This window comes from Billgrantia zhangzhouensis, assembly GCF_021404465.1.
GTDB classification, from domain to species: domain Bacteria; phylum Pseudomonadota; class Gammaproteobacteria; order Pseudomonadales; family Halomonadaceae; genus Halomonas; species Halomonas zhangzhouensis.
Map to the genome: position 1 here is coordinate 206,120 of NZ_JABFTT010000005.1, position 22,888 is coordinate 229,007.

At 63.5% G+C, this 22,888-nt stretch carries 26 protein-coding genes and 1 pseudogene; 8 read left to right on the forward strand and 19 right to left on the reverse strand.

All coding sequences use genetic code 11. The features are described 5' to 3' along the window. Nucleotides 1-89: 89 nt before the first annotated feature. Nucleotides 90-674 (reverse strand): TetR/AcrR family transcriptional regulator, encoded by a 585-nt coding sequence (locus HOP51_RS08245; RefSeq protein ID WP_159551097.1) that lies wholly within the window; start codon nucleotides 672-674, stop codon nucleotides 90-92. A 167-nt stretch (nucleotides 675-841) separates the two neighbouring features. On the opposite strand from HOP51_RS08245, the gene HOP51_RS08250 reads away from it, so the two are divergent. Continuing rightward, nucleotides 842-2,029, forward strand: coding sequence for an acetyl-CoA C-acyltransferase (locus HOP51_RS08250; protein ID WP_234273462.1), 1,188 nt, complete (start codon nucleotides 842-844; stop codon nucleotides 2,027-2,029). Nucleotides 2,030-2,077: 48 nt separating this feature from the next. On the opposite strand, the gene HOP51_RS08255 is transcribed toward HOP51_RS08250, so the two are convergent. Both HOP51_RS08255 and HOP51_RS08260 read right to left on the reverse strand, forming a co-directional pair. Continuing rightward, on the reverse strand, nucleotides 2,078-2,881 hold the full coding sequence (locus HOP51_RS08255) for an ABC transporter permease (protein WP_234273463.1): 804 nt from the start codon (nucleotides 2,879-2,881) through the stop codon (nucleotides 2,078-2,080). After that, on the reverse strand, nucleotides 2,872-3,492 hold the full coding sequence (locus tag HOP51_RS08260; RefSeq protein WP_234273464.1) for an ABC transporter ATP-binding protein: 621 nt from the start codon (nucleotides 3,490-3,492) through the stop codon (nucleotides 2,872-2,874). The genes HOP51_RS08255 and HOP51_RS08260 overlap by 10 nt, the downstream gene beginning before the upstream one ends. 131 nt (nucleotides 3,493-3,623) lie before the next feature. Between HOP51_RS08260 and HOP51_RS21040 the strand changes: the two are divergent. From HOP51_RS21040 to HOP51_RS08270, 3 genes and pseudogenes are all read left to right on the forward strand, one after another. Continuing rightward, nucleotides 3,624-3,917: pseudogene (locus tag HOP51_RS21040) on the forward strand (arsenic resistance protein); the annotation flags it as partial. Between the two features lie 19 nt (nucleotides 3,918-3,936). Then, nucleotides 3,937-4,089, forward strand: a complete 153-nt coding sequence (locus HOP51_RS21045; protein ID WP_407061787.1) for a hypothetical protein — start codon at nucleotides 3,937-3,939, stop codon at nucleotides 4,087-4,089. Nucleotides 4,090-4,129: 40 nt separating this feature from the next. Next, a complete protein-coding gene (locus tag HOP51_RS08270) occupies nucleotides 4,130-5,377 on the forward strand; it encodes an MFS transporter (protein WP_234273465.1) in 1,248 nt (415 codons plus the stop codon). Here HOP51_RS08270 and HOP51_RS08275 read toward each other — a convergent pair. After that, complete coding sequence (locus HOP51_RS08275; protein WP_234273466.1) at nucleotides 5,328-5,702, reverse strand: rhodanese-like domain-containing protein; 375 nt, start codon at nucleotides 5,700-5,702, stop codon at nucleotides 5,328-5,330. The two genes, HOP51_RS08270 and HOP51_RS08275, sit on opposite strands and share 50 nt — an antisense overlap. Nucleotides 5,703-5,817: 115 nt before the next feature. On the opposite strand from HOP51_RS08275, the gene HOP51_RS08280 reads away from it, so the two are divergent. Both HOP51_RS08280 and chrA read left to right on the forward strand, forming a co-directional pair. Continuing rightward, on the forward strand, nucleotides 5,818-6,177 hold the full coding sequence (locus HOP51_RS08280; protein WP_234273467.1) for a PadR family transcriptional regulator: 360 nt from the start codon (nucleotides 5,818-5,820) through the stop codon (nucleotides 6,175-6,177). Continuing rightward, nucleotides 6,174-7,370 (forward strand): chromate efflux transporter, encoded by a 1,197-nt coding sequence (gene chrA, locus HOP51_RS08285; RefSeq protein WP_234273468.1) that lies wholly within the window; start codon nucleotides 6,174-6,176, stop codon nucleotides 7,368-7,370. The genes HOP51_RS08280 and chrA overlap by 4 nt, the downstream gene beginning before the upstream one ends. 66 nt (nucleotides 7,371-7,436) lie before the next feature. Here the strand turns inward: chrA and HOP51_RS08290 are convergent, their stop codons facing one another. From HOP51_RS08290 to HOP51_RS08340, 11 genes are all read right to left on the reverse strand, one after another. Next, nucleotides 7,437-7,856: a hypothetical protein gene (locus HOP51_RS08290; RefSeq protein ID WP_234273469.1), complete on the reverse strand. Its 420-nt coding sequence runs from the start codon at nucleotides 7,854-7,856 to the stop codon at nucleotides 7,437-7,439. Nucleotides 7,857-7,962: 106 nt separating this feature from the next. Then, the gene (locus HOP51_RS08295) at nucleotides 7,963-8,283 is read right to left on the reverse strand and encodes a cytochrome-c peroxidase (protein ID WP_234273470.1); all 321 of its coding nucleotides are present in this window, start codon (nucleotides 8,281-8,283) and stop codon (nucleotides 7,963-7,965) included. After that, nucleotides 8,261-8,446, reverse strand: coding sequence for a hypothetical protein (locus HOP51_RS08300; RefSeq protein WP_234273471.1), 186 nt, complete (start codon nucleotides 8,444-8,446; stop codon nucleotides 8,261-8,263). Before HOP51_RS08300 ends, HOP51_RS08295 begins: the two co-directional genes overlap by 23 nt. A 268-nt stretch (nucleotides 8,447-8,714) precedes the next feature. After that, nucleotides 8,715-9,068 (reverse strand): metalloregulator ArsR/SmtB family transcription factor, encoded by a 354-nt coding sequence (locus tag HOP51_RS08305; RefSeq protein ID WP_407061788.1) that lies wholly within the window; start codon nucleotides 9,066-9,068, stop codon nucleotides 8,715-8,717. Between the two features lie 67 nt (nucleotides 9,069-9,135). After that, nucleotides 9,136-9,573: an arsenate reductase ArsC gene (locus tag HOP51_RS08310; RefSeq protein ID WP_267957652.1), complete on the reverse strand. Its 438-nt coding sequence runs from the start codon at nucleotides 9,571-9,573 to the stop codon at nucleotides 9,136-9,138. 2 nt (nucleotides 9,574-9,575) lie between these two features. After that, nucleotides 9,576-10,394 (reverse strand): phosphate ABC transporter ATP-binding protein PstB, encoded by an 819-nt coding sequence (pstB, locus tag HOP51_RS08315; RefSeq protein WP_234273472.1) that lies wholly within the window; start codon nucleotides 10,392-10,394, stop codon nucleotides 9,576-9,578. Nucleotides 10,395-10,396: 2 nt separating this feature from the next. Beyond that, nucleotides 10,397-11,767 carry a phosphate ABC transporter permease PstA gene (gene pstA, locus HOP51_RS08320; protein ID WP_234273473.1) on the reverse strand — a complete coding sequence of 457 codons (1,371 nt, stop codon included), beginning with the start codon at nucleotides 11,765-11,767 and terminating at the stop codon, nucleotides 10,397-10,399. A gap of 6 nt (nucleotides 11,768-11,773) precedes the next feature. After that, nucleotides 11,774-13,144 (reverse strand): phosphate ABC transporter permease subunit PstC, encoded by a 1,371-nt coding sequence (gene pstC, locus HOP51_RS08325; RefSeq protein WP_234273474.1) that lies wholly within the window; start codon nucleotides 13,142-13,144, stop codon nucleotides 11,774-11,776. A 72-nt stretch (nucleotides 13,145-13,216) separates the two neighbouring features. Further along, nucleotides 13,217-14,233 carry a substrate-binding domain-containing protein gene (locus HOP51_RS08330; RefSeq protein WP_234273475.1) on the reverse strand — a complete coding sequence of 339 codons (1,017 nt, stop codon included), beginning with the start codon at nucleotides 14,231-14,233 and terminating at the stop codon, nucleotides 13,217-13,219. 137 nt (nucleotides 14,234-14,370) lie between these two features. Beyond that, a complete protein-coding gene (locus HOP51_RS08335; RefSeq protein WP_234273476.1) occupies nucleotides 14,371-15,105 on the reverse strand; it encodes a sulfite exporter TauE/SafE family protein in 735 nt (244 codons plus the stop codon). Further along, a complete protein-coding gene (locus HOP51_RS08340; protein WP_234273477.1) occupies nucleotides 15,098-16,282 on the reverse strand; it encodes a multidrug effflux MFS transporter in 1,185 nt (394 codons plus the stop codon). The genes HOP51_RS08335 and HOP51_RS08340 overlap by 8 nt, the downstream gene beginning before the upstream one ends. Before the next feature lie 136 nt (nucleotides 16,283-16,418). On the opposite strand from HOP51_RS08340, the gene HOP51_RS08345 reads away from it, so the two are divergent. Then, a complete protein-coding gene (locus tag HOP51_RS08345) occupies nucleotides 16,419-18,116 on the forward strand; it encodes a methyl-accepting chemotaxis protein (protein ID WP_234273478.1) in 1,698 nt (565 codons plus the stop codon). A gap of 31 nt (nucleotides 18,117-18,147) precedes the next feature. After that, the gene (gene tal, locus HOP51_RS08350) at nucleotides 18,148-19,086 is read left to right on the forward strand and encodes a transaldolase (RefSeq protein WP_234273479.1); all 939 of its coding nucleotides are present in this window, start codon (nucleotides 18,148-18,150) and stop codon (nucleotides 19,084-19,086) included. A gap of 93 nt (nucleotides 19,087-19,179) precedes the next feature. On the opposite strand, the gene HOP51_RS08355 is transcribed toward tal, so the two are convergent. Genes HOP51_RS08355 through HOP51_RS08370 form a run of 4 tightly spaced genes read right to left on the reverse strand, consistent with a single transcriptional unit; the run spans nucleotide 19,180 to nucleotide 22,847 of the window. Further along, the gene (locus tag HOP51_RS08355; protein WP_234273480.1) at nucleotides 19,180-19,692 is read right to left on the reverse strand and encodes an STAS domain-containing protein; all 513 of its coding nucleotides are present in this window, start codon (nucleotides 19,690-19,692) and stop codon (nucleotides 19,180-19,182) included. Beyond that, on the reverse strand, nucleotides 19,679-20,884 hold the full coding sequence (locus HOP51_RS08360; RefSeq protein ID WP_234273481.1) for a PP2C family protein-serine/threonine phosphatase: 1,206 nt from the start codon (nucleotides 20,882-20,884) through the stop codon (nucleotides 19,679-19,681). Before HOP51_RS08360 ends, HOP51_RS08355 begins: the two co-directional genes overlap by 14 nt. 11 nt (nucleotides 20,885-20,895) lie before the next feature. After that, nucleotides 20,896-21,687: an MlaA family lipoprotein gene (locus HOP51_RS08365; RefSeq protein ID WP_234273482.1), complete on the reverse strand. Its 792-nt coding sequence runs from the start codon at nucleotides 21,685-21,687 to the stop codon at nucleotides 20,896-20,898. 38 nt (nucleotides 21,688-21,725) lie between these two features. Beyond that, entirely contained in the window at nucleotides 21,726-22,847 is a 1,122-nt protein-coding gene (locus tag HOP51_RS08370) for a beta-ketoacyl-ACP synthase III (protein ID WP_234273483.1), read from the reverse strand. Between the last annotated feature and the right edge of the window lie 41 nt (nucleotides 22,848-22,888).

A 22,888-nucleotide genomic window follows, 5' to 3' on the forward strand; every position in this document is an offset into this window, starting at 1 on the left:
GGTACAAACTAGAAGCAAAGCCAGGGCGGGGCAACCCCCGCGGTAGCGGTCGTGAGCTAGACCTTGGTCGAGGGTCAGGAAACCAAGGGTTAGGAAGCGCGAGAGGATGAGGTGATCATGGCCACCAGCTCATGGGCCAGGTCGTCCGGCTTGCGCGCGCCTTCGGGGTCGTACCAGCGCACCGTCCAATTCAACGCCCCCATGACGAAGCGCGACACCAGGAAGCGATCGCCATGAATGAGCCCGGCGGCCAGGGCTTCGTCGATGACCCGCTCCCAGAGTTCCTCATAGGCGTCACGCAAATGGCTAAGGTGCGCTCGCGCCGCCGCATCCAGCCGTCGCCACTCGTAGAGCGCGACGACATGCGCGTTACGGTCGGTCAGCAGCGTCTGCAGGTGAGCCCGGGCCATGGCGTGGAGACGCTCGTCAGCGGAATCGCCGCACTCCTCCAGGGCCTGATGCGCCAGCGTCAGGGCATTCTGGGTGCCCTCCTCGATGACGGCCGCGAGGATCTCCTGCTTATCGCGAAAATGGTGGAACAGGCTACCGGACTTGATGCCCATCTCCTGGGCGAGCATGCGTACCGTGGTGCGATCGAAGCCCTCCTGGACGAACAACTGGGCGGCCAGGCGGGTCAGTTCCTTGCGGCGTGGGGACTCGTTAACGACATTCATCGGGTTTACACTAGCGCTTGCTTGGTTGATCTTGAGAAAAGCACAGCGGCGCTGGCAGGTCAACGCGACATGCTGCAGAGCACGCCCAACGATACGCTCGAGAGCCCTGTCGAGGACGGCTCTCGAGGACGACAATCATAACGGATGATTCGACAGGAGACCGCACCATGAGCAGCCCCAGCGACATCGTATTCCTTTCCGCCGCCCGCACACCAATGGGCGGAATGTTGGGCAGCCTGGCAAGCCTCACCGCCCCAGAGCTCGCCGCCACGGCCATTCGCGCCGCCATCGAGCGCGCCGGCATCGAGTCCAGTGCCATCGACGAGGGCATCATGGGCTGCGTTCTGCCCGCCGGGGTCAAGCAGGGGCCGGCCCGCCAGGCCATGCGCCAGGCCGGCATTCCCGATGGTATCGGCGCCACCACCATCAACAAGCTATGCGGCTCGGGTATGAAGGCCACCATGCTGGCCCATGACCTGATCCGCGCCGGCAGCGGCGAGGTGATGCTCGCCGGCGGCATGGAGTCGATGTCCAACGCCCCCCATGTATTGACCAAGGCACGCACCGGCTACCGCCTGGGCCATGGCGAGCTCAAGGACCACATGTTCCTTGACGGCCTCGAAGACGCCGAAACCGGCAAGCTGATGGGCGTGTTCGCCCAGGAAGTCGCCGATTCGCGCAGCTACTCCCGCGAGCGCCTGGACGACTTCGCCATTGCCTCGCTCGAGCGTGCCATGGAGGCCACCAATGCCGGACACCTGAAGGCCGAGATGGCCCCGGTGACCGTCACCTGCCGCAAGGGCGAGAGCGTGGTCGAGCATGACGAGCAGCCGTTCCAGGCCAAGCTCGACAAGATTCGCGAGCTGCGCCCCGCCTTCGCCAAAGACGGAACCATCACCGCCGCCAACTCCAGCTCGATCTCCGATGGTGCCTCGGCGCTGATCCTGGCCAGCCAGGCCGCTGCCGACCGGCTCGGCGCCAAGCCGATCGCTCGCATGCTGGGCCACAGCACTCACTCCCAGCACCCCAGCGAGTTCACCATCGCCCCGGTAGGCGCCATCGACAAGCTGCTGAAGAAGCTGGGCTGGGGTGTGGCCGACGTCGACCTGTTCGAGATCAACGAGGCCTTCGCCGTGGTCACTCTGCTGGCCATGGATGGACTCGACATCCCCCACGCCAAGGTCAACGTCTACGGCGGTGCCTGCGCCCAGGGCCACCCCATTGGCTCCACCGGCTCGCGCATCATTGCCACGCTGATCCACGCCCTGCGCACCAAGGGTGGCAAACGCGGCATCGCCAGCCTATGCATCGGCGGCGGTGAGGCCACGGCGGTGGCGGTAGAGCTGATCGATTGAGCGCAGCGTCATGACGACCCTGCCCGTTTCCGGTGGCAGCGGGCAGGGTCATGCGCGGGGTCTGGCGAGTCGATCGAGGCGTAGCCGCTCGCGTCCATCGAACAAGCGGCGGCTGCCCGCTGCCACCGCGGCCAGCGTACCGAATCCCGTGCCCAGGGTGATCGCGAACATGACCAGGATCTGATACTTCACCGCCAGCCCCGGCGCCGTGCCGGCGAGTATCTGGCCGGTCATCATGCCCGGCAGGCTGACCACTCCCGCAGCAGCCATGGCATTGATCATCGGCATCAGCCCGCTGCGTATCGCTTCCCCGCGTATGTCGCCGATCGCCACCTGCCAAGGCTGACCCAGCATCAACCGATTCTCGATCACACCACGCTGACGCCAGGCGGTATCGGTCAGGCGATCCAGCGCCAAGGCCACGCCGGTCATGGTATTGCCGAGCATCATGCCCAGCAGTGGGATGGCATACTGGGGCCGGTACCACGGTTCGGGGCCAATGATGACCGTCAGCGTCAGCACGGCCAAGGTGAAGGAGGAGAGAAACATCGACAGCGTGCCGATGCCGAACCCCCAGCCACCCAGCAGGCGCCGCTTCTGGCGCGCCATCACTTCGCGCCCGGCGATCAGCAGCATGACCAGCGCCATCAGTGCCACCCAAACCAGCCGTTCGGCGGCAAACAGCGCCTCCAGCACCAGGCCCACCAATGCCAGTTGAATGACGGTTCGCAGCGCAGCGATCAACAGACTGCGACTCATGCCCAACCGCATCGCAGCGGTACAGCCGGCAAGAACCACCACCATCAGGGCTGCCAGCGCCAGCTGCCACCAAGCAAGTGCGATCACTTCCATGCGTGAGCCACCTCCGCCAGGCGCCCATCCGCGATTCGCCAGTGACGGCGCCCCACCCGGGCGATCTGCCCCTGATCGTGAGCCACCCACAGGGTGGGCCAGCCACGCGTACGAATACACTCCGTGAGCCAGGCTTCCACGCGCTGGCTGCTGGCATCATCCAGGTTGGCGGTCGGTTCATCGAGCAGCAGCGCTCTGGGCTCACGGCTCACGGCCCGCAGCAATCCCAAGCGCTGCTTCTCACCGGTCGAGAGGCGTCCTATCTGCCAGGTCAGTGCCTCGGGTTCCAGCCCCAGCGCGGCCAGCGCCCCGTCTTCGGGCTGTACCTCGAAGTGCTCGCCTACCGTCTCCGCCCACCAGTGGCTCTCGGCGGGCACCAGCATTACCTGACGCCGCCAGGCATGGCCGGGCGTTTGCGATTGGGCTTGGCTGCCCAGCCAGACCTCGCCGGCATGCGGTTCGAGGTCGGCCACGGCGCGCAGCAACCGGCTCTTGCCTGAGCCGCTGGCCCCGGAGAGACAAACGATCTCGCCGGGCGAGACCTCGAGATCGATGCCGTTCAGCGCGCCGATACCGACGCCGGCGAGCCGCAGAGGTTCAGTTGAGCCCAAGTCGCTTCCCTATCATCAGTGTTGGCTGAATCATAGCAGCGCAGGCTCTGGATTCGACACGCCTGGTGGCGTTGCTCATATATGGAAAACCATATATCTTTCGCCAAGCCCTTCTCGCGCAGGAGCCACATATGTCCAACGACACTCTCACCCAGGCGCCCTCCACTGCCGGAGGCATGGGACGCTTCGAGCGCTTTCTCTCCGTGTGGGTGGCACTGGCCATCGTCGCGGGCGTACTGCTTGGCCAGTTCGCCCCGGCCGTACCCGAGACGTTGGCGCAATTCGAGGTCGCCCAGGTATCGATTCCTGTGGCCATTCTGATCTGGGCCATGATCTTTCCGATGATGGCCCAGATCGATTTCGCGGCGGTGCTCGGCGTTCGCCGCCAGCCCAAGGGGCTGGTCATCACCACCACGGTGAATTGGTAACTTCTTCGAGCTGGCGGTGGCCGTGGCCATTGCGCTGTTCGGCCTGCAATCCGGCGCCGCACTGGCCACCGTGGTGGGCGTGCTGGTGGAGGTTCCGCTAATGCTCGCCCTGGTGCGCATCGCCAACAGAACCCGACACCGTTTCTCCCGGCCTGAAGCCGACGAATGACGGCTTGCCTCACTGCGTGAGCGCGGTGAGGATGAGGGGCATGAACATAACTTTCTGGCAGCGCCACCCGTTGGCCGTCATCGTTCTCGCCCAGTTGTGCGGCACCTCGCTGTGGTTCTCCGTCAATGGTGTGGGACTCTCGCTCTCGCGCGATCTCGGTTTCTCCGAGGTCGATCTCGGCCGCCTAACATTGGCGGTGCAGGCGGGCTTCATCTGCGGCACCCTGTTCATCGCCACTACGGGCCTGGCCGACCGTTTCCGCGCCAGCCGCATCTTCGCGCTATCGTGCCTGGCGGGAGCGCTGGTCAATGCCGGTTTCGTGCTGGCAGCCCAGCACATGCCACTGGCCATGCTGCTGCGCTTCTGCACCGGGTTGTGCCTGGCGGGCATCTATCCGCTGGGAATGAAGCTGGTGATCGGCTGGACGCCCCGGCATACCGGTGCCGCACTCGCCTGGCTGGTAGGCATGCTGACCCTGGGCACCGCCCTGCCCCACCTGCTGCGTGGCAGCACGCTGGGCATGCCGTGGGAGTGGCCGCTGCTGGGCGCTTCGCTGCTTGCCCTGCTGGGCGGAGCGGCCATCCATCGACTTGGCGACGGACCGCAGCTGCCGCCGCCTAGCGGCAAGGCCCGCCTCACCGACGGCCTGGCGGCCTTGGGCGAAGGACGTTTCCGCGCCGTGGCCGGCGGCTACTTCGGTCACTGCTGGGAACTCTACGCCTTCTGGATGCTGACGCCCTTCCTGGTGTATCGCGAGATCGAGCGGCTGGCGGCCTCCACCGACCTGGTGGCCTGGCTCTCGTTCGGGGTCATTGCTCTGGGTCTGGCGGGCTGCGTGGGAGGCGGCCTGGTCAGCCGCCACTTGGGCAGCCTGTGGGTGTCACGCTGGGCGCTCGCTGCCTCCGGCACGATCTGCCTGGCCTACCCCCTGCTCGCCTGGGCGCCCCCGGGCCTGCTGCTGGTGCTACTGTTCCTGTGGGGACTCACGGTGATTGCCGACTCGCCCCAGTTCTCCGCCCTGGCTGCCGCCACGGCTCCACGAGAGCGCATCGGCTCGACCCTGGCGGTGATGAACGCGGTCGGCTTCGCGCTGACCATTCCCGCCATTGCGCTGACCACGACGCTATGGGCGCTGCAGGATGTCTGGGTGTTGTGGTGGCTGCTGCCGGGACCGATTCTCGGCCTGTGGGCGTTGAGGCGAGCGTCGGCCCAAGAGCTTGTGTACCACCCGTGCCTCGTTAGGAGTCACTACCAGAAACAGGATCGTCATCCGCCTGATAGGCTTTGAGACCACCTTCGATGCTGACTACCTGAGTGTAGCCCATCTTCTGCAAGGCATCGGCCGCCAAGGCTCCTCGATTGCCATCGCCACAGTGGCAAACAATGGGGGCCTGCTTGTCGGGTGCTATCTCGCCGATGCGCATCTCCAGGGTGCCACGGCTGATATTCATCGCCCCCTCGATGTGGCCTGCTTCGAACTCCTCCTTGTCCCGAACATCCAGCAAGACTGCGCCTTCGGCAACGCGCTTACAGGCCTCGGCGGGTGAGACTTCGGTAATGCGCTGCCTGGCGTCATTGGCCAGTCGTAAAAATTCGTCAGAATGTTTAGCCATTGCAGAAACTCCTTGTGCATGTGCGGAAAATGACGACTTGTCTTGGGGAGAGTGGCTTAATAAAAACGAATTTCGATATCGGTTTCCGTTTTATGGTAATGCAGGTGTCTTTTCCATGAAGCATCATGACCTTCTCGCCGGCTTGGTAAGGCTACATGTTCTGCACCACGCCATTGAGCATGAGATATACGGTCAGTGGATGATCGACGAGCTGGCACACCACGGCTATCGACTGAGCCCCGGGACTCTCTACCCCATGCTGCATTCAATGGAGCGTAAGGGGTATCTGATCTCCCGTGAAGAGTCCCAGGGAAGCACACGGCGCAGGTTCTACCGCGCAACCGACCTCGGTCGTGAAGGACTGGCGGTAGCCAAACGACAGTTGAGGGAGCTTGCCGGAGAAGCCATGAAGAACGAGATCGGCACTTCAAGTATTTGTATTTCAAGCAAAGGTGACAAGGAATCCGAGCAATGAGCGATACACCACGTCCTGTCGGGCGCACCAGAGAAGTGTTTGGTGCCTTTCTGCTGCTGGGACTGACCTCCTTCGGTGGCCCCATCGCTCACCTCGGCTACTTCCGCACCGAATTCGTGGGACGCCGCCGCTGGCTCACGGAACAGGCCTATGCCGACCTAGTGGCGTTGTGCCAGTTCTTGCCCGGCCCCGCCAGTAGCCAGGTGGGCTTCGCTCTGGGACTGATGCGCGGCGGCCCTTGGGGAGCGGCAGCAGCCTGGGCAGCCTTCACCCTTCCCTCGGCTATCGTGCTTGTGCTCTTTGCGCTGGGAGCCGCAGTGCTAGATGGTCCGATCAGCCAGGGCATCATCCACGGACTCAAGGTCACCGCCGTAGCCATCGTCGCACACGCCGTGTGGGGCATGGCCCGCAGCCTCTGTCCCGATTCTCAGCGCGCCGGTATTGCACTGGCTGCCGTGTTCACCGTGGTGTTGGTTAGCGGCCCGCTGGGTCAGGTGAGCGCCATCGTGGTTGGTGCCCTGGCTGGCATGGCACTGTGTCGGGCCCACGCCGAGGCCGACGTTCACGACCTTCCGTTGCCTATCTCGACACGTGCCGGCCATCTGGCGGGGCTGGTCTTCGTTATGCTGCTGCTCGGCCTGCCGCCACTTGCTTGGGCCACTCCCAACGCCACCTTGGCAGTCATGGACGCCTTCTACCGCGCCGGAGCTTTGGTATTCGGCGGCGGGCATGTCGTGCTGCCGCTGCTGGAAGCCGAAGTGGTGCAGTCCGGCTGGGTCAGTGCGGACGAGTTCCTGACGGGCTATGGTGCCACCCAGGCCGTCCCAGGACCGCTGTTCACCTTTACCGCCTATTTGGGTGCAGTGATGGCACCGCTCGGCGGCAGCTTATTCGGTGCTGCTCTAGCGCTGGTGATGATCTTCCTGCCCGGGATGCTGCTGCTGGTGGCTGTACTGCCCCATTGGAACCGGTTCCGTCGCTGGGATAGCGCTCAAGCACTGATGCGTGGTGCCAATGCGGCAGTCGTGGGTATTCTGGGCGCTGCTCTTTACCAGCCGGTATGGACCAGCGCTATTCTTGGCCCTTATGAGTTTGCGCTTGCGTTGACCGGCTTCCTCCTGCTCAGCGTTTGGAAACTGCCCGCCTGGTCGGTGGTGCTCATCCTGGCTGGTGGCGGGATACTCATCACCTGAATGCTTGTCCAAACACAGCGGGGTCGACCTCTGACAACCGACCCCGCTTGTGTCCAGGCTCAATATCTAAATCGGCTTTAACACTTCCGGAAGCTCGAAGGGAACACCTTCCGGGGCATGGAAGTTGACCGGGATTTCACCTGTCAGTGCCTCCTGGAAAGCCACCAGTTCATCCAACGCTTCACTATCCAGGTCCTGACCGAGCTGCACCCTCGCCATGATTGCAGTGGCGCGACGCAGGTTATCGACGGAACCATCATGGAAATAGGGGCCGGCCTTAGCCACGTTACGCAGCAGCGGAACGCGGAAGAAGAAGCGGTCGCGCTCCTCACCGGTCACCATCATCAGGCCTGACATGATCTCCGGTGAACCGGTGTGCTCCCAGTAGTTCTCCATCACGCCAAAGAGCTGCAGCATGGTACCACCCACCAAATTGCCGCTGTGACAGCCCACGCAACCGACGTTCATGAAGCGGAGCCCCCTCACTTCAAGCTCATTCAAGGCATCATCGTCGCCTTCTAGCCAGGCATCGAAGGGTGCCCCGGCGTGCGTCGTGTGGTTTGGTAGAACTCCAACGCTTGCCCATAGTTTTCTATCGAGACAGGCTCGGGGTCATTCGGGAAAGCTCTTGGAAGAGTCCCTCGTAACCGTGCTCCTTGAGCACCGGCAGGATGTTGCTACGCTGATCGAAGCCCATCGACCCGGTAATCGAACCAATGGCCTGTGCCGCTCCGCTTTCACGGTCTGCCAGCCAGCGCAGCCCTGGTGTCTCCATGGAGTGGAAGACAGTCTGGGATTGCATGGTGCGCCCGCCACGTGGTGCATTGATCGAACGCTCGCGGCTATCAGATCCCCAGTTCTCCTGGAAGTGGCAGTTCGCACAGGCAACTTCACCGCTCGAAGAGAGACGCATGTCCGAGCTTGGCGACCGGGTTCTCGATGTCCTCTTCGGGAGTAGACTGAACGCTGCCCATGACGCGATTGGCCCGAGCACGTAGCTCGTCGTAATCCAACGCCCAGGCACTGCTAGCCAACGAGGCGGCAGTCACGGCTGCCACCAGAGCGCTCATTTTCATTTTTTATCCCCTCTCATTTCCAGCCAGATACCGCTAAGAAAACTCTTCCCAAGGCATCCAGCCGGCAGGGGCACAACAATCGAAACACCCGTTATCGAGGCATTTCTTGACCACAGTCAAACCTAGGGCTATCAGTCTTGACACGCGCCCAGCCAGGTCTGGAGAACTTCGAGGGTGACGGGAATACTGATCTACAGGCCCTGAACTCAAAGGAGCTGGACTACCAGCCGATCCGCTGGTGGGGTCGAAGTGATAGCCTTGAAGTGGTCTAGCACATAATCATTCGCCGCTCGGGCCGATTGCCCATGCCCTGCAGGCGCCGCTGCAGCTCAACCAGGCTCGGCGCCTCTCCTTTCTCCGCCGCAGCCAGCACCTGGGCTACCCAGCCCGGCAGCTCATCGGACATGCGGTAGTAGACCCACTGGCCTTCACGGCGATCGCTGAGCAGCCCGCAGGTACGCAACTGCGCCAGGTGCCGCGAAACCTTGGGCTGAGACTCTTGCAGAGCATGGGTCATTTCGCAGACGCACAGCTCCCCTTCTTCCCGAATTAAGAGGGTCAGCGTCAAACGGGTCTCGTCGGCGAGGCATTTGAAGAGGCGAATGGGATCCAGCTCGGGCACCGGCAGTCTCCAGCGGCAAGGACGGATCCCCATTCTAACCAAGTGAAGCCCCTTCCGTGCAGGCGAATCAATCCAACTTGCGCAGCTTGGCATCCACCCATAACTGAAGCCGGCCACGGATCTCGCGCAGTGCCTTGCGGTAGGCATTTGGGTCTTCACTCAAGCGTGGATCGGGAATGTCCCAGTAGACCACTTCTCCGGCCGCACCCTCCCAGTCGCGACAATGCTGCTTCGCCTTGTCGCACAGGATGATGACCGCATCGAAATACTGTCCGGCATAATGCTCCAGCGGCTCGCTCGCCAGGCCTTCGGTATCGATACCCAAGTGGTGCAGGGCTTCGAGAGTTCGCTCATGGGGCCGGTCAGGCTCGACACCGGCACTGAAGGCAGCGATGCGATTGCCCTCGATATGGTTGAGCAACGCTTCGGCCATCAGCGACCGGGCGGAATTGGCATTACAGAGAAAGAGAACCCGATACTGGTTCACCTGGCTCACCTCACTCATGATTAGCCGAAACGTCCGGTAATGTAATCGTGGGTGCGCTGCTCTTGCGGGTTGGTGAAGATGTCGTCGGTATCTCCCATCTCGACCAGTTCCCCCAGGTGGAAGAAAGCCGTCTTGTGGGCCACCCGAGCCGCCTGCTGCATGTTGTGGGTCACCATGACGATGGTATAGCTCTCGCTCAACTCGTCGATGAGCTGCTCGATCTTGCCCGTCGCAATCGGATCGAGAGCCGAACACGGCTCGTCCATCAAGATCACCTCAGGACTCACCGCAATGGTGCGGGCGATGCACAGGCGCTGCTGCTGTCCGCCCGACAGCCCCGTGCCGGGCTGATCCAGGCGATCCTTCACTTCGTCCCACAGACCCGCCCGTCGAAGGCTGCTTTCGACGATATCGTCGAGTTCGGCGCGCCGCCGTGCCAGGCCATGCAGCCGCGGGCCGTAGGCGATGTTCTCGTAGATCGACTTGGGGAAGGGGTTGGGCTTCTGGAATACGATGCCGACCTGGGCACGCAGCAGCACCACGTCGAGCGACGGATCGTAGATGTCGTTGCCGTCGAGGGTCACCTGGCCCTCGACGCGGCTCCCCGCGATGGTGTCGTTCATGCGGTTCAGGCAGCGCAGGAAGGTCGACTTGCCGCAGCCTGAGGGCCCGATGAAGGCAACCACCTCATTTTCCATGATATCGAGATCGATACCATGCAGCGCCTCGTTCTCGCCGTAGAAGACCTTGACGCCACGGGCGCTCATCTTGATGTTGGTTGCCTGGGCAGTACGCGTACGCTTGTTCATGGTCGTGGGTACGGTGACGGATACAGTCATGGTTACCACCTCGTCTCGAATTTCTTGCGCAGCCAGATGGCCGTCGCATTGAGGCTCAGCATCAGGCCCAGCAGCACGATGATGGCCGCCGAGGTGCGCGCCTCGAAGAAGTTGCGTAGTTCATTGCCTTGCCACAGGTAGATCTGCACCGGCAGCGCCGTGGCCTGGTCCACGGGCGAGCTGGGCACGTTGGCAACGAAGGCGTTCATGCCGATCAGCAGCAGCGGCGCCGTCTCGCCCAAGGCCTGGGCTACACCCAGGATCGAGCCGGTGAGAATGCCCGGCAATGCCAGGGGCAGCACATGGTGGAACACCGTCTGCACCCGCGATGCACCGATGCCAAGTGCCGCCTGACGAATCGATGGCGGGATCGAGCGCAGCGCCGAACGCGTGGCGATGATGATGGTTGGGAGTGTCATCAGCGTCAGCACCAGGCCACCCACCAACGGTGCGGAAAGCGGCAAACGCAGATAGCCGACGAATATCGCCGCCCCCAGCAAGCCGAAGATGATCGAAGGCACCGCCGCCAGGTTGTTGATGTTGATCTCGATGAGATCGGTCAGGCGATTCTTGGGAGCGAACTCCTCAAGGTAGATGGCACTGGCCACCCCCAATGGTATCGACAATGCGATGACGATCAGCATCATGAACAGCGACCCCATGAAAGCACCGGCCAGACCTGCTGACGCCGGGGAACTGCGTGAGTCAGTGTTGATGAACAGTGCCGTGCTGAAGGCATTGCGAATGGTGCCCTGCTCCTTGAGATAGTCCGCCCACTCTCGGGTCTGAGCACTTAATTGCTGCTGATGGTCGGGCAGGCTACGGTCGATATTGCCCTTCAGCCAGACATCCACGTTGGCACCGGCAAGCATCTTGACGGTAACGGTCTGACCGATCAGCTCAGGCTTCTCGATGACACGATTGCGCAGGGCGAAACGCTCGCCGGAGGCCACCAGTGCACGCAGGTCGCGAGTCTGACGCGACTCGATCTCACCAGGCAACTGGTCTTTCAGCGCCTCGTCGATCAGAGCGTTCCAGTTGACCATACCAAGCTGGCTCAGCCAGGCGAGTTCGCGCTCCCGGTACTGTGCAGGGCTCTCGCCTCGCTCACGCACCGGTCGCTCGTCGACCTGGATCACCTCCGGATCGAGGTAAATGTCGAGAGTGAGCGTGGCCTGCCAGAAGGCCGGCACACCACGTATCAGGATGCTGGCGAACAGGATCGCTACCAAAACCATGGCAGTGATGACAGCGCCCAGGCCCAGCAAGCGGAAGCGGCGCTCTCGAGCATGGCGTGCATTCAGTGACCGCTGGATGGCATTGAGGCGCTGGCGACGCCGGCTATCGGCAATTTCTAGGTTCGTAACAGTCACGAGGCGTCACTCATATTGCTGACGGTATTTGCGTACCACCACCAGGGCAATGATATTGAGCCCGAGGGTGATGACGAACAGCGTAAGACCGAGTGCGAACGCCACCAGCGACTGCGGGCTGGAGAAGTCCATGTCGCCGGTCAACTGGTTGACGATGGTCACGGTGATGGTGGAGATCGCCTCGAAAGGATTGGCATGCAGCACCGGGTTGTTGCCGGCGGCCAGCACCACGATCATGGTCTCGCCGATGGCCCGGCTGGCGGCCAGCAGAAAGGCACCGACGATACCCGGCAGCGCGGCGGGGAGCACGACCTGGCGAATCATCTCCGACCTGGTGGCACCGAGCCCCAAGGCGCCGTCGCGCAATGACTTCGGCACCTGGGTGATGATGTCGTCGGAGAGCGAAGAGACGAAGGGAATGATCATGATCCCCATCACCAGGCCCGCCGTCAGCGCGCTGGTGGCGCGAATGCCGATTCCCAGCATGTCGCCCAGCCCTGACAGGAACGGACCGATCACGATCAAGGCGAAGAAGCCGTAGACAATGGTGGGGATACCGGCCAGCACCTCGATGACCGGCTTGGCCACGTTACGCAGCCACGGCGGTGCGTACTCCGCCATGTAGATGGCTGTCATCAGCCCCAATGGTATCGCCACCAGCAGCGCAATGGCGCTGACCATGAGCGTACCCCACAGCAGCGGCAAGAGCCCGAACTCGCCCTGCTGGCCTGCCCCGGAGGTGCTGAAGCGGGGGTTCCAGACAGTGCCGAAGAAGAACTCCGCGGGGCTGATGTAGCGGAAGAAGTGGAGCGCCTCGCCCACCAACGACAGCACGATTCCCACCGTGGTCAGGATGGCGACGCCGGAACTCAGCGCCAGCAGTGCCGTTATCACCCGTTCGACTTGGTTGCGTGCACGCAGCTGCGGAGAGACACGCCGCTGCGCCGTGACCAGGCCGACGACGGCCAGCACGGCCATGGCCGCGATCATGGCGAGTCGCCCCATGCTTTCGAGACGAGCCATCTGCTGAGCGGCGGCAACCTCGTAGGCCTGTACCTCACCACTCAAGCCCTGCCCCGAGGCCAGCGCACTGACGCGACGCATCAGCACCTGCATCTCACGCTCACTCAATGCGGCAAGCTCAGCCGGCAGTTGCTGAACGACCAGCACCTCGACGATGGCGTCCTGCAACAGCAGCCAGACGCCAAAAAGCAGCAGTGCCGGCAGCCCACACCAGAGGGCGACCAGCACGCCGTAATATCCGGGGCGGGAATGCAGGCGCACCCCACCGTCTGCTACCGCCCTGCTGCGGGACAGCCCGACCTGATAGGCCACGGCCATCACGATCAACACGGTAGCAATCAAGACAAGATTCATCGTCTCTCCATCTCACGCGCTTGCGTCCGAGTCGGGGAGCGGTGGCTACCGCTCCCCGTTACCACACCTCTCTTACTCGGCAGAGACCACGGTGCGCGCCTGGAACTGCTCCAGCGCCTGGGCACGCTCGTCGTCGTCCATCGGAATCAGACCGGCGTCTTCCAGCGGGCTGCCGTAACCAGAGATGGCATCGCTGAGGAAGAACTCGGTGTACTCGGCCAGGCCGGGAACCATATCCAGATGCTCACCCTTGACGTAGAAGAACAGCGGACGCGATACCGGGTACTCACCGGAGCCGATGGTTTCGAGGCTCGGGGTGACGCCATCGACGGTAGCCACCTGCAGACGATCACGGTTCTGGTCGTAGAAGCTCAGACCGAACACGCCCACCGCATCGGACTGGGCGTCCAGACGCGCCAGGGTCTCGGTGTAGTCGCCAGCGATCTCGATGATGCGACCGTCGCCACGCAGGTTGTTACAGGCATCGCCCTCGATCTCGGCGTAGCTGTCGCAGCCGGCGTGCAGCACTCTCTCTTCGAAAACCTCACGCGTGCCGTGGTTGGAGGCCGGAATGACCAACACGATCTCCTGGTCAGGCAGGTCACTGTCGATCTCGGACCAGCGGGTATAGGGGTTGTCGACCAGTTGGCCGTCCTGAGGAATTTGTGCAGCTGCAGCAGCGAAAACATGCTGCGGGGTCAGAGCGAACTCACCGCGGTCGGCGCGCGAGGCGAAGACGATGCCGTCATAGCCGAACATGACCTCGAGCACGTCGTTGACGCCGTTGGCAGCGCAGTTCTCGAGCTCGCCAGAACGGATGGCCCTGGAAGCGTTGGCGATGTCGATGGTGTTCTCGCCGACGCCCTGGCAGAACTGGCGCAGACCGCCGCCGGAGCCTCCGGAACCGACCACCGGGGTGTTGAACTGCGGGAAGGAGCCACCGAACTCCTCGGCAACGATGCTGGCAAAGGGCAGCACGGTGGAGGAACCGGCAATCTGGATGGTGTCGCGGGCCTGAGCGGCGGTCGACAGACCGGCGGCAAGGGAAGCGGCGATCGCCATGCTCAGCGTGCTCTTCTTGAAGCTCATCTTCACTATCCTCTCTGCGTTTTGATCCGACAGACCCCACGGCCTGGCAGTGTCGTCTTGGCCCGTGGGCCATTCGCAAGAGAGATTCTGGAGACGTTTGATTGCAGAAAGATGACACGTGAACGGAACGTAACAAATTACAGAAGAAGCCCCACTGCCGCCAGCGTACACAATGCGAGTGAAGCGCCCTGCAGGCGACGCCGGTCTAGCTTGTGGGCGATACGATCGGCCAGGGCGTTGCCGGCCAGCACTGCCGGCAGGAAGGTGAACGCCAACCCCAGATGCCATAGGCGTACCTGACCGGCCAGCGCCAGAGTCACCAGTGTCAAGCTGGAGGTGAGGATGAAGAATGCCGCCAGATTGCCACGCAGCCGATCCGGCGCCAGCCCGTGCATCAGCAGCACCATGGGCGGCCCGCCGATGGCGGCCACGGTGCCGAAGATGCCCGACACCACGCCGGCACCAAACAGGCTCACGCGGTTGACCGGCAGGCGGAAACGAAACAACGTCACCGCCACGGCGAACAGTACGCTTGCGGCGATCAACTTTTCCAGCAGCACCATGGGAGCGGCGAGCAGCAGCCACAAGCCCAGGGCATTGCCGGGAAGACGCCCGATCAGCGCCATGCCGATCTCACCGATCTGCACCTCGTGACGGTAGTGACGCACCGTCATCAACGACACGGTGAAGCCGAACAGCACCAGGATCACCGGTACCAGGCGTGGCTCGAGCATCAGCAGCAGCGGCGCGCCGACCACCGCCAGACCGAAGCCGGTGGCGCGCTGCACGAAGGCACCCAAGGCCAGCACCAGCGCGCATCCGCCCCAAATCGTCGGCGTCATGTCTAGCCAGTGCAGGAAGATCTCAGGCATGCACGGGTCGCCCGGCCAGCCGTGACAGCATGACGTTGCCAAACAGCGTGGCTGCCAGCATGGTCAGTACCATGGGCCACAGATTCTCGATCTCGAAGGCACTCACCATGATGCCCGCCAAGGCCGCGGCGCCGAACTTGGCCGCACCCATCAGCGCCGTGGCGGTGGCGCTCATGTGACCGAAGCGATCCAGCAGCAACGCCATGGCATTGGGCGAAACCAGGCCGATCATTCCCGAATAGAGCATGACCAGCAGCACCACCACCGGCAGCGAGGCCAGCCCGGCCATGACCATCGCCACCAGGCACACCACCGCTACCAGTTGCAGGGCAAGCCCCAGATAGAGATTCTGCAACGGGGTTCGCGTCTGCAGCAGGTGAATGTTGATCCGGTTGGAAAGCGCAATGAAGATGACGTTGGCGCCCAGGACGAAAGGATAGGTAGCTGGCGTAAGGCCGAAATGATCCATGTAGACATAGGGCGAGGCGGTAACGAAGGCAAACAACCCGCCGAAGGAAGCTGCCACCGCACAGATATAGCCCAGTCCCTCGCGATGGCGCAGCACGCTCATGTAATTGACCAACACCTGGCCCAGCGAGGCCGCGGGCAGGTGCGGATCGCGGGTTTCGGGCAGCCGGGTCGACATCAGCCACAGCAGGAACGCTGCATAGCCGGCCAGGAAGATGAAGATCAACTGCCAATCGGCCAGGTAGAGCAGCCCACTGCCGACCAGCGGCGCCACCAGCGGTGCCAGCATCATGATCATGGCCATCGTAGAAATGACACGTGCCGCCTGTCTGCCGCTGAAGCAGTCGCGCACGATGGCCGTCGAGTTGACCACGCAGGCCCCTCCCCCCAGCGCCTGCACGAAACGCCAGACCAACAGTTCCGTGAGCGAACCGACCGTGGCCAGCATGAGGCTGGCGAGCAGGAACACCACCAGCCCCGAGAGCAAGACCGGCTTTCGCCCCAGCCGGTCGGATACCGGACCGAACAGCAGCTGACCGATGGCGAAACCGGCCATGAACACGCTGATGGAGAGTTCGGCATGGTGAATGCTGGCACCGACGCTGTTGGCCAGCGATGCCATGGCTGGCAGGTAGGCATCGATGGCGAAAGGGGCCAGTGCGGTATTGATGGCAACCAATGTCGCCAAGCGTCGAGGGGAGAGACTCAAGGCGGCTCCATGATCGGAAAGCTAGGCAGCTAATCATAACCACCAGGGGCCGCCCTGTCTCGTGCCACTTCATTCAATTGCAATATGTTCCGGCCATCATCGAAGGCCATCTAAGACCTTGATCGCCGAGGAAACAGTGAAAAGAGCGCAGAATATCTCGCTTCGCCACGCCGGCCTTGCCATGCTGGTGCTGGCCACTCTGCTGATACTCGCCTTCGCCCTGCTGGCCTGGAACGTCATGCAGCAGAGCCGCCGCGACCTGGGCGCGCTGGAGCGCCTCAACGTCCATCAGGCCTCCTCCCTCAACCGCCTGCAGGTCGCCAGTCTCGAAGGCCTCAACCGCATGGATCGCGCTCTGGAGCGCCAGTTGCGCCCCTCCCTCGGCGACCCCATCCAGGCACTGCAGGACGTCGAGGACGAGCTCGCCGAACTCCGCGATGCCCATGCCAGCTTCGTCGCCGCCAGCGCCGACGACGCGACCCACGCCGACCTGCGCGACGAGATCGACCATCATGCCAGTGAGCTGACCCAGCGAATGGAGGAACAGCTCGCCGCCATCCAGGCCGGCAATCGCGCCGGCTACCGCGAGATCACCCTGGAAGCGATGGTGCACAGCCGCGCCCTGACCGAGGCCGCCCGCGGCTTCCACCAGGCCGCCGACATCCAGGGCGTGGCACTGCTGGCCCACGCCGAGCGCCAGGCGCAGCGCTTCGGCATCCTGCTGGCAGCGGGCCTGCCCGCCGCGCTCGCCTTCCTGGCCTGGATGGCCTGGTTCGGCCAGCGCCAGCTCCTGGTGCCGCTGCGCCACCTCGGCGAACATTTCCGACGCCTGGCCGACGGCGACCTCACCGCCACCATCGAGCGCCGCGGTCGCAACGAGATCGGCCAGCTCTTCGTCGAATTGGGCGGCATGCAGGGCGCCCTGGTGGCCTCCGTCGAGCAGCTCCACGACAACAGCCGCCATGTGTTCGACAGCGCCCAGCGGCTCAGCCGGGGCAACGGAGAGCTTGCCGCACGCACCCACCAACAGAGCGCCGCCCTGGACCAGACCTCCGCCAGCCTCGAGGCGCTCACGGAGAGCGTCGGCCACACCAGCGAGCATGCCGCCCACGCCGCCCAGCTCACCGCCGACGCCGTGGCCCAGGCGCAGCAAGGCGAGCGGGTGCTCGGCGATTTCGTCGCCACCATGGGCGAGATCCACAGCCGCTCGCAGCGGGTCGACGAGGTCGTCGGCCTGATCGACAGCATCGCCTTTCAAACCAACATCCTGGCACTCAACGCCTCGGTGGAGGCGGCGCGGGCCGGCGAGCAGGGGCGCGGCTTCGCCGTGGTCGCCAGCGAAGTGCGCACCCTCGCCTCGCGCAGCGCGGAAGCCGCACGCCAGATCCAGACGCTGCTCGCCGACTCGCGCGGCAGCGTGCAGCGCGGCCACGACCTGTCGGACAGCGCCAGCCAGGGCATGCACGCCATCGTCGCAGCGATCGGTGAAATCGATACGCTGATGTCCCGCATCGACACCGCCGCCCACACCCAACGCGACGGCCTCGACCAGCTCAGCCACGCCATGCGCGAACTGGAGAGCGTGGCCCAGGCCAACGCCCGCCAGGTAGACGCCGCCACTCGCGACGCCACGACGCTGGAGAGCGCCGCCGAACGCATGCGCGAGCAGGCCGCGCGCTTCCGAACCGCCGAAGTTCCAGCGGCACTCCCCGTGGCGGATGCCACGCCGGCCGAGCCCCCCGGAGAGGAGCTGCCCCCCGAGGCGTACTGGGAACCCCGCGAGGTGGCGCTGCCCAGCGAGCATACACAGCACTCCGTCAGCTTGGTAAAGTGATGCTTTTCAGCGACCGCAAGGAATGCCCGCCATGCCCCAGGACAAGCTGTCACAACTCAAGGCCATGACCACCGTGGTGGCGGATACCGGCGATCTTGAGGCGATTCGCCGTTTCCAGCCCACCGATGCGACCACCAACCCTTCACTCATCCTGCAAGCTGCCCAGCACGAGGGGCGTCGCGAGCGGCTGGCCGAGATCGCCCGCCAGGCCACCGACATCGACGATGCCCTGGATGCCGTGGCGGTCGAGATCGGTAGCGAGATCAGCGGCCTGGTGCCCGGCTACGTGTCCACCGAGGTCAGCGCACGCCTCTCTTTCGATACCGAGGCGACCCTGGTCCGGGCACGCTCGCTTATCGAACGCTACGACCGTCACGGCATCGGTCCCGAGCGGATTCTGATCAAGATCGCCTCGACCTGGGAGGGCATCCGTGCTGCTCGTCAACTGGAGCGCGAAGGCATCCACTGCAACCTCACCCTGCTGTTCAGCTTTGCCCAGGCCCAGGCCTGCGCCGATGCCGGCGTTACGCTGGTGTCGCCGTTCGTCGGACGTATCCTCGACTGGAACCGGGCCAAGTGGCCGGATGCCGACTTCAGCGGCGACAACGACCCCGGAGTGAAGTCGGTCAAGCGTATCTACGAGCACTACAAGGGGCATGGCTACAAGACCATCGTGATGGGTGCCAGCTTCCGCAATACCGGTGAGATCCTGGCCCTTGCCGGCTGCGACCGCCTGACCATCTCCCCTGCCCTGCTCAGCGAGCTGGCAGAGAGCCAAGACCGACTGGAACGCCGGCTGACCCCAGTCGACGCCGAAACGTCGCCGCCCGAACCTCAGGACGAAGCCGAGTTCCGCTGGGCGATGAATGAAGACGCCATGGCCACGGAGAAGCTGGCCGAGGGGATTCGTAAGTTCGCCGACGATCAGCGCAAGCTGGAGAAACTGCTGGGAGAGCTGCGTCAGGGCTGAGAAGCGACTTGACGACGATGGGTGCGGTTGGCATGGCAGCGACGCCATGCCGGCCACAAGCGGGTTTGGCCCCTGTCTGGGCGGCCCCTGGGCTTAATCCTTGTGGGAGTTTGAGGTTTCCTGCGCCTCCAGCATTTCCACCAGCGGCTGGAACTCTTCCCGGTTGTGCTCGTTCATGCGCATCAGGATGCGGTGCGCCTCGAGGATGCGCTGGCGCATCTCTTCCATGTCGGCGGGAATTTCAGGCAGGTCGCACAGCTCGCAGGTCTCGGTCAGAGGCGCTTTCACCATGGCGAAGAACTGGGCAAAGCCCATCACTTCGAGCATGCGCTGCACGTCGGGGTTGTCCACCACGATGGTGGGCTTGTAGGAAATACGATCCTTCACCGCCATGGCCACCTTGGCCAGAAACCCCAGGGCGGTGGAATCCACATTGGTGGCTTCGCGCAGATCGATTATCAGCGATTGCAGGCCCGGTATGCGCGCCAGCTGCTGGGCCTGGGTGTCCAGTGTCGCGCACAGGGTCAGGCGGACGTCGCCGCACAGCTTGAGCACGAAGACGCCGGAGTCGAACGCCGCCTTGACGCGGCCCTCATTGGTGATCATCGCAAAATCCGCTCAACATCATGATCGTCAGGTCATCGGGCAGTTCCTGTCCGCCGCCATCCCCTTCGGCATCGATGTCGGGGGGGATATCCAGCATCAGGCTGTCACGAAGTCGTTCCAACGTCGTACAGTTCAGAACACGTCGCTCGAGTTCCCTGAGCCGCATGTCGAGCGTGTCGCCCGGCAGGCACTCCAGTATTCCATCCGAACACAACCATAACCGGAAGTTCGACGGTAACCTATGCCTCAAACGTGGATACTCCACGTTGGGAAACAGGCCTACCGGCATCCCTTCTCCCGGCAGCTCGACCACCTTGCCATCGGCCACCAGCAGGGGTTTCGGCAACTGGGCGCCGAGCGAATAGTGAAGCTCATGCAGTTGTTGGTCAATGACCCCGACGAACAGGGTGGCATGCTTGCCGATGCCGGTATCGAGCAACTCCCGGTTGAGGGCGGAGAGCCAGCGTGTCGGCAGCTCTTCCGGCTGCTTGGCGTCCCATTCGCCAAGCCAGCGATTGAACAGGTACTTGAGCAGTACCGTGACGAAGGCGGACGAGGCTCCATGGCCGGACACATCGGCAAAGTAAAACAGCGTATAGCGCTCGTCAAAACGCTGGAAGTCGAGGAAATCCCCCGACAGGTAAAGCGAGGGGATCAGCCAGTAATCGCAAGACACGCCGCCGGTGGTCTGGGGATGCGGCGGCAACAGCTTGCGCTGGATATGACCGCCGGCCTGCTGGTCGAGCCGCAACAGCGCCAAGTGCGTCTCCAGGCTCTCGTTGAGTTCCTCCAGATGCGTGTTGAGCTGTGCCAGACGCTCGCGGTCATGATTGCGCTCGTCTTCCAACTGCCGCAATTCGATCGCCTTGCGGATCATGCGACGCAGGAGCTGGCCATGACGCATCGGCTCGACGACGTAATCCACCAGCCCCACGTCGACCGCCGTCAGCAAATCGGCGTCGAGACGTGAGTCGCTGACCACGACGGTAGGTAGGCGTTCCGTCAGGCTTGCCCACTCCAGGCTGGGAATGGCCTGGGCATGGGCCACGACCAGCACGGTGTCTGCGGGCAGATCCTCCAGGCGCTCCGCGGCGAACACCGCCAGACCGTCGCGCGCGATGGTCTCGGCCAGGGCGTCGCGGTAGGCGCCGGGCTCGTCGAGTAGGCCGATCAACGGCTTGGCTGCATCCATCGGCTCAGGCCTCAATCGGCGGGTTCGGCATTGTCGAAGGCGTCGTCAAAATCGGCGTCGTCAAAATCGAAATCGAAATCATCGTTGGCGAAGGGGTCGTCACCCAGTTCGCCGTCGCTGACCTCGAAGCGCCGACGCTGCAGGTAAGCATCGCGAATGAAGACATAGCGGTCTCCGCGAATCAACTCTTCCTGGTCGAGAAAGCCGGCCCGCACGTCGACGATGCGTAGCGCGGTCAGGCCATAGCGCACCTTCTCATCCTCGACATAGGTCAGCGGATAGGTATACATGTCCAGCGGCAAGCCGGAGGCGTCCCTCACCGTGCTGGGCCCCAGTAGCGGCAGTACCAGATAGGGTCCTTCGCCCACCCCCCAGACGCCGAGGGTCTGGCCGAAGTCCTCCCTCTCGGCGGTGATGCCCATATGGGTAGCAAAGTCCCACAGCCCGGCGATCCCCACGGTGGAGTTGATCAGGAAACGCGACGTGGACAGCCCGGCATTGGCCGGTTTGCCTTGCAGCAGGCTGTTGAGCGTGGTGCGAATCTCGCCCAGGTTGGAGAAAAAGTTGCCGACCCCGGTCTGCACCGGTTGAGGCGTCACGGCGCGATAGCCGCGCGCAACCGGCTTGAGTACAGCCCGGTCGATTGCCTCGTTGAAGGTGAATACCCGGCGGTTGAAGCCTTCCCAGGGGTCATCGGGATGACGGTCCTCCACCGCTACCCGGCCAGCGCAGCCCGCCAACATGGCCAGAGCCGCCAGGGCGACCAGGAAGCGAGTGATAAAGCCGGTCTGCTTCACGACCATCGAATAGGTCTCCTCATGTTTTATCGTGAGGTGTCGCGTCACAGGCGACGCAGCACCACGCAGCCGGCACTGTACCCGGCGCCGAACGAGCAGACCACCCCCAGCGCACCTGACGGCAGGTCGGCGCGATGGAGGTGGAAGGCGATGATCGAGCCTGCCGAGCTGGTATTGGCGTAACGATCGAGAATGATCGGCGCCTGGCCCGGCTCGGGATCGTGCCCCAGCACACGGCGTGCGATCAGGTCGTTCATATGGTGGTTGGCCTGGTGCAGCCAGAGCCGCAAAAGCGCTTCGCCGGAGAGTCCGAGGCTGGCCAGATGCTCGTTGATCAGGGCCGCCACCATCGGACAAACCTCCTTGAACACACGCCGCCCTTCCTGGACGAACAGCTTGTCGCTGGCCAGCGGGTCGCTGTCGGTGACCCGATTGAGGAAACCGGCATTGTTGCGAATGGCATTGGAGAATTTCGTGATCAGGCGCGTACCCAGAATCTCGAAGCGCTCCTCGGCGGTGGCAAGTGCGGCATCCTCGATCACGATGGCGGTGCAAGCATCGCCGAAGATGAAATGGCTGTCGCGGTCGCGAAAATTGAGGTGGGCCGAGCAGATCTCGGGGCTGACCACCAGGGCGCGCTTGACATTGCCGCCGCGAATGGCGCCTGCCGCCAGGTCGATGGCAAAGGTCGCCGAACTGCAGGCCACGTTCATGTCGAAGGCGTGTCCCTGGGTGCCCAAAGCCGCCTGTAACTCCACCGCCACCGCCGGGTAGGGACGCTCCAGATTGGAGCAGGCAACGATCACCATGTCGATGTCGCCAGCGGTGACACCGGCGGCCTCGAGTGCCTGCCGTGCCGCCTTGAGGCCCATTTCACACTGGATCGAGGGCTCGTCGTTGCCGCGCTGCGGCAGCCGTGGGCGCATGCGCTCGGGATCGAGGATACCCGCGGCATCCAGGACGAAGCGGCTATGGATGCCCGAAGCCTTGACGATGAACTCGCTGCTGGAATGCAACAGCGGCTCGTGCTCGCCGGCCTCGATGGCGGCCGCGTGACGTGTATTCTCGGCATCTACCCAGGCGTTGAACGAGGCTACCAGGGCATCGTTGTCGATGGCGTGCTCCGGCGTGAAGAGCCCCGTACCGGTAATCACGACGTCTGTCATATCATCTCCCTCGTGCGGCCTGTTCGCCGCTGGTCGTGCAT

What these genes read in the sequence shown, in the direction of transcription:
- HOP51_RS08245 (WP_159551097.1), bottom strand. Translation starts at nt 674, where the DNA reads ATGAATGTCGTTAACGAGTCCCCACGCCGCAAGGAACTGACCCGCCTG.
- HOP51_RS08250 (WP_234273462.1), top strand. Translation starts at nt 842, where the DNA reads ATGAGCAGCCCCAGCGACATCGTATTCCTTTCCGCCGCCCGCACACCA.
- HOP51_RS08255 (WP_234273463.1), bottom strand. Translation starts at nt 2,881, where the DNA reads ATGGAAGTGATCGCACTTGCTTGGTGGCAGCTGGCGCTGGCAGCCCTG.
- HOP51_RS08270 (WP_234273465.1), top strand. Translation starts at nt 4,130, where the DNA reads ATGAACATAACTTTCTGGCAGCGCCACCCGTTGGCCGTCATCGTTCTC.
- HOP51_RS08275 (WP_234273466.1), bottom strand. Translation starts at nt 5,702, where the DNA reads ATGGCTAAACATTCTGACGAATTTTTACGACTGGCCAATGACGCCAGG.
- HOP51_RS08280 (WP_234273467.1), top strand. Translation starts at nt 5,818, where the DNA reads ATGAAGCATCATGACCTTCTCGCCGGCTTGGTAAGGCTACATGTTCTG.
- chrA (WP_234273468.1), top strand. Translation starts at nt 6,174, where the DNA reads ATGAGCGATACACCACGTCCTGTCGGGCGCACCAGAGAAGTGTTTGGT.
- HOP51_RS08295 (WP_234273470.1), bottom strand. Translation starts at nt 8,283, where the DNA reads ATGCGTCTCTCTTCGAGCGGTGAAGTTGCCTGTGCGAACTGCCACTTC.
- HOP51_RS08300 (WP_234273471.1), bottom strand. Translation starts at nt 8,446, where the DNA reads ATGAAAATGAGCGCTCTGGTGGCAGCCGTGACTGCCGCCTCGTTGGCT.
- HOP51_RS08310 (WP_267957652.1), bottom strand. Translation starts at nt 9,573, where the DNA reads ATGAGTGAGGTGAGCCAGGTGAACCAGTATCGGGTTCTCTTTCTCTGT.
- pstB (WP_234273472.1), bottom strand. Translation starts at nt 10,394, where the DNA reads ATGACTGTATCCGTCACCGTACCCACGACCATGAACAAGCGTACGCGT.
- pstC (WP_234273474.1), bottom strand. Translation starts at nt 13,144, where the DNA reads ATGAATCTTGTCTTGATTGCTACCGTGTTGATCGTGATGGCCGTGGCC.
- HOP51_RS08330 (WP_234273475.1), bottom strand. Translation starts at nt 14,233, where the DNA reads ATGAGCTTCAAGAAGAGCACGCTGAGCATGGCGATCGCCGCTTCCCTT.
- HOP51_RS08335 (WP_234273476.1), bottom strand. Translation starts at nt 15,105, where the DNA reads ATGCCTGAGATCTTCCTGCACTGGCTAGACATGACGCCGACGATTTGG.
- tal (WP_234273479.1), top strand. Translation starts at nt 18,148, where the DNA reads ATGCCCCAGGACAAGCTGTCACAACTCAAGGCCATGACCACCGTGGTG.
- HOP51_RS08355 (WP_234273480.1), bottom strand. Translation starts at nt 19,692, where the DNA reads ATGATCACCAATGAGGGCCGCGTCAAGGCGGCGTTCGACTCCGGCGTC.
- HOP51_RS08360 (WP_234273481.1), bottom strand. Translation starts at nt 20,884, where the DNA reads ATGGATGCAGCCAAGCCGTTGATCGGCCTACTCGACGAGCCCGGCGCC.
- HOP51_RS08365 (WP_234273482.1), bottom strand. Translation starts at nt 21,687, where the DNA reads ATGGTCGTGAAGCAGACCGGCTTTATCACTCGCTTCCTGGTCGCCCTG.
- HOP51_RS08370 (WP_234273483.1), bottom strand. Translation starts at nt 22,847, where the DNA reads ATGACAGACGTCGTGATTACCGGTACGGGGCTCTTCACGCCGGAGCAC.